The organism is Enterococcus sp. AZ188, from assembly GCF_050544075.1.
Lineage (GTDB): Bacteria > Bacillota > Bacilli > Lactobacillales > Enterococcaceae > Enterococcus_D > Enterococcus_D entomosocium.
On the sequence record NZ_CP172943.1, the window covers coordinates 1,651,918 to 1,665,579 of the forward strand.

Genomic DNA, 13,662 nt, shown 5'->3' on the forward strand with positions numbered 1-13,662 from the left:
TTTAAACACTGGCTAGGCTGAAAAAATGCATTTTCTAATCAGCGTTTTATGAATTTTTTTTTAGGACAGCTCCTCGATTTTTGCGCAAGAAACAGCATCAAATCAAAATACACAAAGTGTCTGTCTGGGGAGGAAGTGTTCTCGTGAAATCTAACACAGAGTTTGTACATAGGTTTTGCATGAAAGAATTCATTCCGATTTGTAAACAAAAAAACAAGCCGTAAAGGCTTGTTTTTTTAAGCAAAGTAATTGATGCCCATTGCATTTTTGACTTCAGCTAACGTCTGAGCGGCAACTTGTTCAGCTTTTTCACTACCAAGTTTTAGTAAGTTCATCACTTCACCGGGATCTTTTGCAAAAGCTTCACGGCGTTCACGAATCGGTGCAAATTCGGCTTCTAGAACATCGATCAAATAGCGTTTGATTTTGACATCGCCTAATCCACCACGGGTGTAATGTTCTTTTAATTCAGCAATTTTTTCTTTTTCGGTACCAAATACATCAAGATAAGTGAAGACCATATTGCCTTCAACTTGTCCGGGGTCGTTGACATGAATGTGATTTGGGTCCGTGTACATGCTCATCACTTTCTTTTGTAATACATCGGCTGGATCAGCTAAGTAAATGCCGTTGTTCAATGATTTGCTCATTTTCCCGTTCCCATCGATCCCCGCTAAACGTCCCATGCCTTTTGGCGGTAAAACCGCTTTTGGTTCGACTAATACTTCACTATACGTAGAATTAAAACTATGCACGATTTCTTGCGTTTGTTCCAGCATTGGTTTTTGATCTTCGCCGACTGGGACTAAATTTGCTTTAAAAGCGGTGATATCCGCTGCTTGAGAGACAGGATAGATGAAGAAACCAGAAGGAACGCCTTCACCAAATTTTTTTTGTTCAATTTCGGCTTTAACGGTTGGATTGCGTCGTACTCGAGCAACACTGACTAGATTGAGATAATACATCGTCAATTCAGAGAGCTGAGGGATTTGCGATTGAATAAACATCGTTGTTTTTGCTGGATCCAATCCAACGGCTAAATAATCCAAAGCAACTTCTAAAATATTCGCTGAGACCTTCTCAGGTGTTTTCGCATTATCTGTTAGTGCCTGCATGTCAGCGACCATGATATAAAGCTGATTTTCAGGGTCAGCTTGCATTTCGACCCGTTTTTTTAAAGACCCCACATAATGGCCAAGATGCAATTTGCCAGTTGGGCGGTCGCCAGTTAAAATCGTATTCACTTTTTTTCCACCTTTTCCTTTGTTATATGGTTTATCTTACCTTTTTTTAGCGAAAGAAACAACCGGTTCTCCTTGTGATCTGATGGGGTGAGAAAAATTTTCATGGACAAAAACCTCACATCAAAGTAAAATAGCACTTGTCTTTTCAGAAATAAGGGGGGAACTTTGGAAAAGAACCTTTACAAATGAAAAAAGATTGAGCTATAATATGAATCAAATCTTTCCAATTACTCATTTAATTTTAAAAAAAGCTAGGAGTGTGAATCAATGGCAATGATCGAATTTAAGAACGTAGAGAAATATTACGGAAAGTTCCATGCATTAAAAAACATCAACCTTGAATTTGAAAAAGGTGAGGTCGTTGTTGTTATCGGGCCTTCAGGATCTGGTAAAAGTACAATGCTCCGTACGATTAATGGTCTAGAAACCATTTCAGGTGGTCAATTATTGGTCAATGGTAAGAACTTGTTTGACAAAGATGTCAAAATGACAGAAATTAGAAAAAACATCGGCATGGTGTTTCAACATTTCAACTTGTATCCAAATAAAACCGTGTTAGAAAATATTACGTTGGCACCGATTAAAGTATTAAAACAAAATGAGCAAGAAGCCATCAATTTGGCGGAAAAACTTCTTGATCGGGTAGGGATGTTAGATAAAAAAGATTCCTATCCTTCCATGTTATCCGGCGGACAACAGCAGCGGGTCGCAATTGCCAGAGGGCTTGCGATGAAACCAGAGATGCTGCTTTTTGATGAGCCAACGTCAGCATTGGATCCAGAAATGATTGGTGATGTATTGGATGTCATGAAAAAAATTGCCAGTGAAGGTATGTCCATGATCGTTGTTACCCATGAAATGAGCTTTGCCCGTGAAGTAGCAGATCGAATCGTCTTTATGGCGGAAGGACAAGTCTTAGAAGACCGGCGCGATGTCGATGGATTCTTTGATGCACCAAGAGACGAACGTGCAAAACAATTCTTGAGTAAAGTCACAAATCATTAAGCAATAGGAGGAACCCTTATGAGAAAGAAAATATTTTCCTTTCTAGTCTTAGCCTTTGCCCTTGTGACTTTCTCAGGTTGTAAAGGACAAAGTGCCGCAGATATCGATATTTTAGAAAACAGCAAAGAGACGAATCAGATCGTTTGGGGCGTAAAAAACGATACCCGTCTTTTTGGATTGATGGATATCGCGACTAGAGAAGTACGGGGATTCGATATTGATATCGCTCGTGCAATCACTGAGAAAATTTTAGGTCGTGATGGCAATGCCATCTTTGTTGAAGTTACCTCAAAAACCCGGATTCCTCTTTTGAAAAACGGCAACATCGATGCAATCATCGCCACGATGACTATCACAGAAGAACGTAAAAAACAGGTCGATTTTTCCGATGTCTACTTTGATGCAGGTCAATCTTTATTAGTTGCCAAAGACAGTCCTATTCAAGGGATCGAAGATTTGACCGCAGACACCACTGTATTGGTCGTTAAAGGCTCTACCTCAGCTGTGAACATCCGTGAAGCAGCACCAGAAGCGCAAATTTTAGAACTTGAGAATTATGCGGAAGCCTTTACTGCTTTACAATCTGGTCAAGGGGATGCTATGACCACGGATAATGCGATCTTATTAGGGATGGCGAGTGAAAATCCCAATTACCATTTAGTTGGCGAAACTTTTACAGAAGAACCTTATGGGATTGCCATCAATAAAGGACAAAAGCCGTTTCTTGATGCAGTGAATCAAGCCTTGCGGGAAATGCGTGAAGATGGAACCTATGATGAGATATACAACAAGTGGTTCCCTGAAGACGAATCAGGAAAAGTAGAGTAGGAGGAAACTGAATGGTTGAATTATTTCAAACGTATACCGGTCAGTTTATTGAAGGCTTTAAATACACAGTCATGGCGAGTTTGATCGCACTGTTTTTTAGTCTTTTGATCGGAACCTTAATGGCAATTTTTCAGTTGTCAGACAATCGCCTCATCAAAGGGATTGCCAAAGCGTATGTTGAGTTTTTTAGAAATATTCCCTTATTGATCATCGTGATGTTCTTTTATGTCGTTGTGCCAATGTATTGGGTTTCTTTTGACGGTTTTCAAGCGGGAACGATTGGCTTAACGATCTATACATCGGCATTTATCGCTGAGACGATCCGGTCAGGGATTCAAACGGTTCCTAAAGGCCAGATGGAAGCTTCCTTGTCTTCTGGTTTTACGTACAGCCAAGCGATGCGTTACATTATTTTGCCTCAGGCTTTTAAGATCGTCGTACCGCCGTTAGGCAATCAATTTATCAATCTTGTTAAAAACTCATCAATTTTGGCGATGGTCGCAGGATTAGATATTATGTATCAAGGGGATTTGATCGCAAGTGAGACCTTCAATACATTCGATACGTATATCATTGTTGGTCTTTTCTATTTGATCATTACCCTACCATTGTCTTATTTGATGGTTTACTTGGAACGGCGTTGGGCTGTCCGCTCATAGAAAGGAGCTAACGAACTATGGATTTTTTTGAAGCTTTTTCAGCGATTAACATTCGCTTCTTGATCGATGGCTTGCGGGTAACAGTTGAAGTGTCGATCCTATCGATTTTATTTAGCTTTATTATCGGAGGGATCGCCGGCATTTTGCGCTTCAGCTCGATCCCGGTCTTTTCGAAAGTATTAGGTGTCGTGATCGATGTTATTCGTAACTTGCCTTTGCTCTTGATCATCTTTTTCACTTACTTTGCATTGCCGCAGATCGGTATCCGCTTTAATATTTTTTGGTCAGCGGTTGTGGCGTTGACGATTTTTGAATCAGCGATGCTCTCTGAAATCTTTCGTGCTGGTTTGAATGCTGTGCCAAAAGGGCAGATGGAAGCTGGTTTGTCAACAGGGCTAAGCTATGTCGAAGTATTGCGGAGTATCGTCGTGCCACAGGCATTTAAAGCGATGTTGCCAGCGATCGTCAGTCAGTTGATCTCTTTGATCAAAGATACGTCATTAGCCGTGATTATTTCTTTACCAGAGCTGACTCATCATGCTCGAATCATTTATGGTCAAAATACAAACTATGTTTTGCCTATGTTTTTGGCAATGACTGTTTTATACTTTTTGGTTTGTTATGCATTATCATTGCTTTCTGGCTTTTTGGAAAAACGTCAGTACGATTACTAAAAAGAATAATCGACAAAATCATCCCCACGATCGGTCTTTTACCCATGCAAGTGCAACTTGTGGGTTGTGAGCCAATCGTTGGGGCTTTTTTTCTTTTTGACCGTTTCGTGTTTTTTGGGAAAGCTTTTTTAGCAAACGAAAGGAATACTTGAAAAATAGACAAAAAAAGTCCAAAATGAATAAGAGAGAAAAACGCACCAAACTCTTTTTTTCATGTAAAGGATGGAAACTATGACAAACAACAGACCAATTGGTTTTATCGATTCTGGTGTTGGTGGGTTGACGGTCGTCAAAGAAGCAATCAAGCAATTACCCAACGAATCGATTCTTTATCTGGGAGATACAGCCAGATGCCCGTATGGTCCGAGACCTGCTGAGCAAGTTATCGCGTATACGTGGCAAATGACCCGTTTTTTATTAGAAAAAAACATTAAAATGTTGGTGATCGCTTGTAATACAGCGACAGCGGTCGCCCTTGAAGAAATCAAAGAAAAACTAGCGATCCCGGTGATTGGCGTGATCCTGCCCGGTAGTCGAGCAGCAGTCAAAGCAAGCAAAAACCAGCGAATCGGTGTCATCGGAACAAATGGAACGATCAAAAGCGACTCTTACAAGCGCGCTCTTCATGGCAAAGCGCCCCATGCGTCAGTCGTCAGTTTGGCTTGCCCAAAGTTTGTGCCGATCGTAGAAAGCAAACAATACCATAGCTCGGTCGCCAAGAAAATCGTGGCAGAAACGTTGCGTCCATTGAAAAACAAGCGGTTAGATACAGTGATTCTGGGCTGTACTCATTATCCTTTATTGCGCCCTTTGATCCAAAATGAATTAGGCGCCCATATCCAGCTGATTGATTCAGGGGCAGAAACGGTGGGGGAAGTCAGTACCTTGTTGGACTATTTTTCCATTGCAGCAACGAGTCAGGACGATCCGCATCCGCAACATGCATTCTTTACTACTGGTTCACCGAAAATATTTGATGAGATCGCCAATGATTGGCTTGATTTAGATACGATCTCATCGATTCACACTGATTTAGGAGGCTTTTAAATGCGACATGATGGCAGAAAAGAAACAATGTTAAGACCAGTCAACATTCAAACCAACGTCTACAAACACCCCGAAGGATCGGTTGTGATCTCTTTTGGTGACACAACCGTGATTTGTTCGGCAACGATTGAAGATCGGGTCCCTCCGTTTTTACGAGATACGGGAAAAGGCTGGATCACAGCCGAATACAGTATGCTCCCACGAGCGACCAACACTCGTAATCGTCGAGAAAGTGCCAAAGGCAAGCTTTCTGGTCGTACGATGGAGATCCAACGGCTGATCGCTCGTTCCTTACGAGCCGTAGTTGATTTAGAAAAATTAGGGGAACGTAGTATCGTCGTCGATTGTGATGTCGTCCAAGCGGATGGCGGTACCAGAACAGCCAGTATTACCGGCGCTTTTGTCGCGTTGCGTTTAGCTATCGATACCTTGTTGCGTGACAAAGCATTGACGGAAGATCCAATCAAGGAGCATTTGGCAGCAATTAGTGTCGGGATCTTACCAGATGGTACCTGTGTGACTGATCTCGATTATCAAGAAGATTCTTCAGCTGCTGTTGACATGAATTTGGTGATGACGGAATCTGGTCGATTTGTCGAATTGCAAGGAACTGGGGAAGAAGCGACCTTTGATGGTCAGCAGTTGAATGAGATGCTGATCTACGGAAAAACGGCTATCGAAGAATTGATCGCCTATCAAAAAGAGGCACTGTTTTTACCAGATGAACCCCCTTATGAGATTCCCGAAAAAACGATTGTCATTGCTACAGGCAATCCAGGAAAAGCCAAGGAGTTTAAAGCCGTATTTGGCGCAGCAGGTTACGATGTCCGCACCTTAAAAGACTATCCTTCCTTGCCGGATGTTGAAGAAACCGGCACCACCTTTGAAGAAAATGCCCGCCTTAAAGCGGAAACCATCGCCAGAATTTTGGGAATACCGGTGTTAGCTGATGACTCAGGACTGAAAGTCGATGCATTAGGGGGTCGACCAGGGGTGTACTCTGCTCGATTTGCTGGTGAGCAAAAAAGTGACGCTGCCAATAATGCAAAATTACTTTACGAATTGACGGATGTCGAAGATGACAAGCGCAGTGCTCAATTTCACTGTACGTTAGTTTTCGCAGCGCCAGGAAAAGATAGTTTGGTGGTTGAAGCTCAATGGCCGGGAAGAATCGGCCGTATCCCCCGTGGAGAAAATGGATTCGGTTACGATCCATTGTTTATTCCTGATGGTTCAGAGCAAAGCGCAGCCCAAATGAGTCAAGAAGAAAAGAACCGAGTCAGCCACCGTGGTCTAGCAATCAAAAAGCTGCAGGAACAGTGGCAGGAGTGGTTAGAAGGAGAAAATGTATGAAATATTTAGTTGTCAGTGACAATCATTCAGATCGTGAAATTCTTGTTGATCTTAAAAATGAATTCGAAAATCAAGTCGATTTATTCCTGCACTGTGGGGACTCCGAACTACCTGACACAGACCCTTTGTGGGATACTTTTCAAGTCGTTTGCGGCAATTGCGATTATGGCGGTGGTTTTCCCAATGAGCGTATCATCAAAACGCCGCTGGACACCATCTATATGACTCATGGCCACTTAGCAGATGTCCGTTTTGGTGTAACGAAATTAGGGCTGCAAGCGCAACAAGCCGATGCCTCGATCGCACTGTTTGGTCACACGCATCAAATTGCTTGTGAGAAAGTTGGGAATCGGCTTTTCTTGAATCCCGGCAGTATTTCCCAACCGCGAGGGCAAATTCAAATCAAAAGCTTTGCGATTATCGAAAGTACGCCAGAACAATGGGCAATCCAATACTATGATCGTTCCTTTCATAAAGTCCCTGAGCTAGCTTTTGTTTTCACACGCTAAGTAAGCGGAATCAAAAAGTAAAAATTTCATTATAATTTTGCAGGTTTCAACTTTCTATTCTCATTTTCAAGTAAAATAGAAGAGTAGCTGTGAAATGGAGGCAATTAGATTGATAGGACAGACCGTAGAAAAAATATTACTCGAGAACCAAGAAAATTTCTTGGTGCCGGCAGAAAATGTGGCATCGGTATTTTATAACCACCCTTTGAGTCACGCATTGCTTGTTTTATCAAAAGTGGGCTATTCAAAGATCCCTGTACTAGATAGTGAGGACCATTTAGTCGGCTTAATCAGCCTCTCAAACATCGTAGAACGCATGATGGATCTCACTGGCTTCAGTATGGAAAATATTGAAGGGCTGACTGTGGCAGATGTCATGGAAGTCAATGTGAATTGCATCAAAGAAAACGATGAGTTGGAAAGTATGCTGCATTTGTTAGTAGATCAAGCATTTTTGCCGATCGTTGATGATGACAATGTCTTTGTTGGGATTATCACCCGCAAAGAGATTTTAAAATCCGTCAATCATTTGGCGCACGAAATTGAAAGACGCTATTTGCTGATTTCTAAAGAAGATGCCCCAAAGGTGACAGATGAACTGCATGTGGTATAGAAAAAAGGTTATCCCAGCTTCGGGATAACCTTTTTTAAATACCGACGATCGGCGCATTGGGGATCGTATAGCCTTTGGCAGTTAAAGCATCGATCGATGCGGCCAAAAATTCCTCTTTGATTTTCCATTGCGTACCGTTGGTCACATACATGGTCGTACGAATTGCAAAGTTGTTGTTCCCTAGATCCACTAAACCGAAGACCGTAGGGGCCGTTTGAATCTCTTCTTCATGCTGCTGAGCAATCTGTTCATTGACTTCTTCAATGATGGCACGTATTTCATCTAAGCCTTCAGATGGTAAGATACGTACGTCTACCACGACTTGCATATTGGCTCTGGATGTATTACTGATGGTCGTGATGTTACGATTTGGGATATAATGAACGGTTCCATCAACGGATTTTAATTGAACAGTCCGAATACCGACGGCCGTCACCGTACCTTCAAGCGTCAGATTGGTCAAGCGGACGTAATCACCAACATTGATTTGTTGCTCGGTAATAATAAAGAAGCCAGTAATCAAGTCGTTCATAAAACCTTGGGCGCCTAAACCAAGTGCGACACCGACGACTCCGGCACCTGCTAATAGAGAGCCTACAGGAACGCCGATGGTTGAAAGGAGTGCATAGACAAAAAAGAAGCCTAATGTGTAATGAACCGTATTGCGAATCAAGGTATGGATCGTGTTGATTCGACTCACATTGAAACTGGCTTTTTTTTCATAGGAACGATAGATCCGATCGATGATCATATTGCTTATTTTCAATAAAATACCGAATAGGATACATAAAAAAAGCAACATCAATGCTTTTTGAATCAGTAGACCAATGATCGATTCCCAGTCGATGGACGCCCACCATTTTTGCAATGCATTGAGCTGAGCAGCTGCTGGTTCGGTAATGCTGGAACCACTTGAATCGGTCGTGCTAGCTGCGAGTAGCAGTTGTTTCATAAAATCCCTCCAAGTCTTACTGCATCTATTTTAACGAAGATAAAATAGAAATGCAAAGGAGGTTTTCTGAAATACCTGTTTTTTTCAGAAAAAGCCTGCTCAGCCAACGGGTAGGTAAACAGCAGACTTTTCTATGACAATTATTGATTAAGATAAATGAACGCCTTTATCAACAAAAATCACTTCGCCGATAATCCCGCTTGATAAAGGACTGATCAAGAAGGCACAAGCATTGCCGACTTCTTCGATCGTTACACCAATATGATCTGGTGTTCGATCCTCTGACAATTGGATCAGTTTTTGATAGTCTTTTACACCTGTTACTGCTAGCGTTTTGATGGCGCCAGCTGAAATCGCATTGACACGGATCTTTTGCGGTGAAAGTTCGGCAGCTAAATAGCGAACACTTGATTCCAAAGCAGCTTTCGCAATACCCATCATGTTGTAGTTTGGTACTGCCCGTTCGGCACCTAAGTAGGAAAGGGTAACGATTCCAGCATTTTCAGCTAAGATTGGTTTGGCATATTTGGTGACAGCAATCAATGAATAACTGCTGATGTCTTGCGCCAAAGCATAACCGTCACGAGAAATATTCAAAATATCGCCAGAAAGATCTTCTTTATTAGCATAAGCGACGGCATGGACGACACCATGGAGCTCTCCAGCATATTCTTTGATTGTATCAAAGGCGGCAGCAATGCTTTCGTCATTAGCGACGTCACACTCCACTACAAATTCATCAGATTCCAATAAGCGCTCTAAAGGCTTCTTCATGCGGTCGTTTTGATACGTGTAGATCACTTCGGCTCCTTGTGCTTTTAATGCTTGTGCACAGCCCCAAGCGATACTGCGTTTGTTGGCAACGCCCATGACGACAACTTTTTTACCGGTTAAAAAACTCATAATTCCACTCCTTAATAAATTCAACAATAATAAAATACGTATAATGACAAATAGTAAATCAAACTATCTTGATTTCTAATTATTAAGCATAATTGTTTGATTGTCAAACTATTTTTTTCTTAATAAATATTTAGTTGCGAATTCCGTTGAACTATGATACTTTGATAATCAAACTATAATAAATTCTTAAGCAAGGAAGGGAAACCATGAAAAAACTATTGACTGAAACAGAAGTCATGGATTTGATTCCAAATCGCTACCCAATTATATATATTGATTATGTCGATGAAATCGAGTCTGGCAAAAAGATTATCGCAACGAAAAATGTTACCATCAACGAAGACTTTTTCCAAGGTCATTTTCCGGGAAATCCAGTAATGCCGGGTGCCTTGATTTTAGAAACATTGGCACAAGCAGGATCGATCCTGATCTTGAAATCCGAGGAATTCCAAGGTAGAACGGCGTATATCGGCGGCATAAACAAAGCCAAATTCCGTCAAAAAGTTGTTCCGGGAGATACTATGAAACTTGTTTTTGAGATCACCAAAATAAAAGGCTCCGTTGGAACTGCTGATGCGGTAGCGACAGTGGATGGCAAAAAAGCTGCTGAGTGCGAATTTACCTTTATCGTAGGCGACCAAAAGTAAAAGAAAACCGCTGAAATTCCCGAGTATCGGAGACTTCAGCGGTTTTTTTTATTTATTCTTTGGCTTCTTGTAAGACCTTGATCGTTTCGATCTTCACTGGCTCAACCGGTTGAGAATTCTCACCATTGCCAGAGTCTTGGGTTTCTGCTTGCGCAATTTTATCTACGACATCCATGCCTTCGATCACTTGACCAAAAACGGTATAGCTACCGTCCAATTGTGGTGTTCCACCATTTTTGTAGGCTTCGATGATTTTTTCAGGATAGTGTTGGATCGCTAGACCGTCGGATACGTCTTGATCATTTTGAACGATGTAGAATTGACTGCCTTGGCTGTTTGGCGCACTTGATTTTGCCATTGCCAATGCGCCTCGCAAGTGATAAAGCTGGTTCGAGTATTCTTCGCCGAATCCTTCGCCCCATATGCTTTCTCCGCCAGTGCCATCACCATTAGGGTCGCCCCCTTGGATCATAAACTCTTCTACGACACGATGGAAAGTCAAGCCGTCATAATAACCATCTTTGGCATGGGTCAAAAAGTTTTCGACTGCTTTGGGCGCGATCTCTGGGAAAAGTTTGATTTTGATTGAGCCTTCTTCCGTCACCATTTCAACTAAGGCTTCATTCTCTTGCACATCCGTTGATAATTGCGGCAATTCCAGGGCATTCAAGTCAACGGATTCTGAGGTTGACGTGCTTTCTGCCGAATTGCTTGATGAGGGATCGGTGGTACTTGAACCTGTACAAGCAGCTAATAATAAAAGGCTAGCAGCTGCTGTCAGTGCGAATAGGATTTTTTTCATTCTTTCATTCCTTCCAGTTTTCTTAATGATAATCATAACAAAAAAGAGACATAGAAGAAAGCGCAGATTTTATGGAATGAGAAAGAAACAGGCGGAAAGGTGTAGACCACTTTTTAGATGTTTGTTATAATGAAAGAGGATTCATTATAATAAACGGATAGAATTTACAGGAGGTTTTTTTGATGGGAAAATTAGGGATATCGATTTATCCAGAGCGCTCAACGTTTGAAAAGGACAAAGCGTATTTAGACTTGGCACACAAATACGGCTTTAAACGGGTATTTACCAGTTTGCTACAAATCAACGATGACAAAGAAAAAGTCTTGGCAGACTTTAAACAAGTCGTGGATTATGCCAATCAGTTAGGAATGGAAGTCATGGTAGATATCAATCCTGGTTTATTCGAACAGCTAGGTATTTCTTATGATGATTTATCCTTCTTTGATGAGATGGGGGCTTACGGTGTTCGGTTAGATATTGGTTTTACTGGTTCAGAAGAAGCCAAAATGACGCGTAATCCTTACGGGATTAAAATCGAAATCAATATGAGCAGTGGTACGAGCTACGTGGATAACATCATGAGTTATTCGCCTAATACTGAAAATTTACTCGGCTCGCATAACTTCTATCCTCATCGCTATTCAGGGTTGGGCTACGACCATTTCGTTTTTTGTTCGGAAAAATTCCGCAAATACAATTTAAATACGATGGCTTTCGTGAATTCTCACGAAGCTGATTTCGGTCCATGGCCAACACAAGATGGTTTATGCTCTTTGGAAGATCATCGTGATCTGCCACTAGCTACGCAAGTCAAACATTTAGTGTTGACTGGTTTGATCGATGATATCTCTGTTGGAAATGCCTATGCTTCAGAAGCAGAATTGGCAGCAATGGCTGAAGCGTTTCACGCGGATTATCCGACATTAAGAGTCGATGTCGTTGACGGAATCACTGAAGATGAACGAATTTGTCTCTTCGATAATCTGCACAGCTATCGAGGAGATCGTTCGGAATACATCTTGCGTTCAACGATGACGCGGATCTATTATAAAGACAAGGAATTTCCACCTCATGATACCCGTGATATGGTAAGAGGGGATGTCTTGATCGATAATGCTGGCTATGGACAATACAAAGGGGAGACGCAAATCGCCTTGAAAGCAATGAAAAATGATGGTCGAGTCAATGTCGTTGGTAAGATCGCTGATGAGGAACTATTCTTATTAGAATTTTTGAAACCTTGGTCAAGTTTTAAATTGGTCGAAAATAACTAATTACCACGAAAATCAGCCATTGCCAACAAAGATTGTTGGCAATGGTTTTCTTTTTGGGCGCTTGCGATTGACAAACATGAGCAAAAAACGGTAATTTATGTAGTGGGTTCTTTCCTTGAGGAATGACGAAACCATAATAATATTATGTAAACTATATAACAAGAGGACGTGACAAGTGTGAAATTGCGCTGGAAGATTGCCATCGGAGTGGCTGTATTAGCAATTGCGGGGTTAGGGTATGCAGGAAACTATTTTTATGATTATGCGGTGGTTCCTTCAGAAAAAGATTTCTTGGAAGGAGATACCCCTGGTACGGATGAAAATCAGACGGGAAATGAATCGCAAAATTGGTTTACAGATCCAGCAAATCGTGAGATGTGGCAGCTAACTTCTGAAGATGATTTAAAATTATCCGCCATTTATCTACCGGCGGAGGAGAAGAATCGTGGGAAAACGGCGATCATCGCGCATGGCTATATGGGGAACGCAGAAACGATGGCGGACTACGCTAAGATGTATCATGATTTAGGCTATAATGTCTTGGTTCCAGACGCTCGAGGGCATGGTCAAAGCGAAGGAGATTATATTGGTTTTGGGTGGCACGAACGTAAGGATTATTTGCAATGGATCGATGAGGTACTCGCAAAAAATGGTTCTGAAGAAACGATCACTTTGTATGGCATCAGTATGGGGGCTGCCACGGTAATGATGACCAGTGGGGAAGACTTACCGAAAAATGTCACTTCTATTATTGAAGATTGTGGGTATACCAACGTCAATGAAGAATTGGGTTATCAACTCGATCAATTGTTTGGTCTACCGGCCTTTCCATTGATGAATGTCACTAGTCTTGTCACAAAAATCCGAGCGGGGTATTTCTTCGGTGAAGCAGATGCAGTCAAACAACTGCAAAAGAATACGCGTCCGATCTTTTTTATCCATGGCGATGCGGATACGTTTGTTCCTTATTCGATGCTGGATATTTTGTATAACGCGACCGATGCACCAAAAGAAAAGTGGGTTGTTTCAGGTGCCGAGCATGCGAAAAGCTACAAAACAGATCCAGACCTTTATAAAGAAAAAATTGCAGCTTTTTTGGACAAATACGATCATCCAGCAAGTGAATAAAAAAGTGCCGGTTCTAAAAAAGAA

15 protein-coding genes are annotated in these 13,662 nt (G+C 41.7%); 11 read left to right on the forward strand and 4 right to left on the reverse strand.

All coding sequences use genetic code 11. The annotated features are described in order from the left end of the window. Nucleotides 1-236: 236 nt before the first annotated feature. A complete protein-coding gene (gene trpS, locus IGI86_RS07630; RefSeq protein ID WP_005236112.1) occupies nt 237-1,244 on the reverse strand; it encodes a tryptophan--tRNA ligase in 1,008 nt (335 codons plus the stop codon). A 267-nt stretch (nt 1,245-1,511) separates the two neighbouring features. On the opposite strand from trpS, the gene IGI86_RS07635 reads away from it, so the two are divergent. From IGI86_RS07635 to cbpB, 8 genes are all read left to right on the forward strand, one after another. After that, a complete protein-coding gene (locus tag IGI86_RS07635) occupies nt 1,512-2,249 on the forward strand; it encodes an amino acid ABC transporter ATP-binding protein (RefSeq protein WP_008381909.1) in 738 nt (245 codons plus the stop codon). Nucleotides 2,250-2,267: 18 nt separating this feature from the next. Then, nucleotides 2,268-3,077, forward strand: a complete 810-nt coding sequence (locus tag IGI86_RS07640; RefSeq protein WP_008381907.1) for a transporter substrate-binding domain-containing protein — start codon at nt 2,268-2,270, stop codon at nt 3,075-3,077. A gap of 11 nt (nt 3,078-3,088) precedes the next feature. Then, a complete protein-coding gene (locus IGI86_RS07645; protein WP_005226186.1) occupies nt 3,089-3,736 on the forward strand; it encodes an amino acid ABC transporter permease in 648 nt (215 codons plus the stop codon). 17 nt (nt 3,737-3,753) lie between these two features. Then, nucleotides 3,754-4,410: an amino acid ABC transporter permease gene (locus IGI86_RS07650; protein ID WP_005236107.1), complete on the forward strand. Its 657-nt coding sequence runs from the start codon at nt 3,754-3,756 to the stop codon at nt 4,408-4,410. 231 nt (nt 4,411-4,641) lie between these two features. Beyond that, nucleotides 4,642-5,457 (forward strand): glutamate racemase, encoded by an 816-nt coding sequence (gene racE / locus IGI86_RS07655; protein WP_008381904.1) that lies wholly within the window; start codon nt 4,642-4,644, stop codon nt 5,455-5,457. Beyond that, nucleotides 5,458-6,810: a ribonuclease PH gene (gene rph, locus IGI86_RS07660; protein ID WP_430617886.1), complete on the forward strand. Its 1,353-nt coding sequence runs from the start codon at nt 5,458-5,460 to the stop codon at nt 6,808-6,810. Further along, nucleotides 6,807-7,319 (forward strand): metallophosphoesterase, encoded by a 513-nt coding sequence (locus tag IGI86_RS07665; protein ID WP_005236103.1) that lies wholly within the window; start codon nt 6,807-6,809, stop codon nt 7,317-7,319. Before rph ends, IGI86_RS07665 begins: the two co-directional genes overlap by 4 nt. Before the next feature lie 109 nt (nt 7,320-7,428). Beyond that, on the forward strand, nt 7,429-7,932 hold the full coding sequence (gene cbpB, locus IGI86_RS07670; RefSeq protein WP_008381899.1) for a cyclic-di-AMP-binding protein CbpB: 504 nt from the start codon (nt 7,429-7,431) through the stop codon (nt 7,930-7,932). A gap of 34 nt (nt 7,933-7,966) precedes the next feature. On the opposite strand, the gene IGI86_RS07675 is transcribed toward cbpB, so the two are convergent. Next, nucleotides 7,967-8,884 (reverse strand): mechanosensitive ion channel family protein, encoded by a 918-nt coding sequence (locus IGI86_RS07675; RefSeq protein ID WP_005236101.1) that lies wholly within the window; start codon nt 8,882-8,884, stop codon nt 7,967-7,969. A 147-nt stretch (nt 8,885-9,031) separates the two neighbouring features. Continuing rightward, the gene (fabI, locus tag IGI86_RS07680; protein WP_430617887.1) at nt 9,032-9,787 is read right to left on the reverse strand and encodes an enoyl-ACP reductase FabI; all 756 of its coding nucleotides are present in this window, start codon (nt 9,785-9,787) and stop codon (nt 9,032-9,034) included. Nucleotides 9,788-9,993: 206 nt separating this feature from the next. Here fabI and fabZ point away from each other — a divergent pair, with 206 nt between their 5' ends. Next, entirely contained in the window at nt 9,994-10,434 is a 441-nt protein-coding gene (gene fabZ, locus IGI86_RS07685) for a 3-hydroxyacyl-ACP dehydratase FabZ (protein WP_005226178.1), read from the forward strand. A gap of 52 nt (nt 10,435-10,486) precedes the next feature. Here fabZ and IGI86_RS07690 read toward each other — a convergent pair whose 3' ends face one another. Beyond that, a complete protein-coding gene (locus tag IGI86_RS07690) occupies nt 10,487-11,236 on the reverse strand; it encodes a peptidylprolyl isomerase (protein ID WP_034872605.1) in 750 nt (249 codons plus the stop codon). A 182-nt stretch (nt 11,237-11,418) separates the two neighbouring features. On the opposite strand from IGI86_RS07690, the gene IGI86_RS07695 reads away from it, so the two are divergent. Together IGI86_RS07695 and IGI86_RS07700 are read left to right on the forward strand one after the other, a co-directional pair. Next, nucleotides 11,419-12,510 carry a DUF871 domain-containing protein gene (locus IGI86_RS07695; protein WP_005236098.1) on the forward strand — a complete coding sequence of 364 codons (1,092 nt, stop codon included), beginning with the start codon at nt 11,419-11,421 and terminating at the stop codon, nt 12,508-12,510. Between the two features lie 177 nt (nt 12,511-12,687). Then, nucleotides 12,688-13,638 carry an alpha/beta hydrolase gene (locus tag IGI86_RS07700; protein WP_016619950.1) on the forward strand — a complete coding sequence of 317 codons (951 nt, stop codon included), beginning with the start codon at nt 12,688-12,690 and terminating at the stop codon, nt 13,636-13,638. The last annotated feature ends 24 nt before the right edge of the window (nt 13,639-13,662 follow it).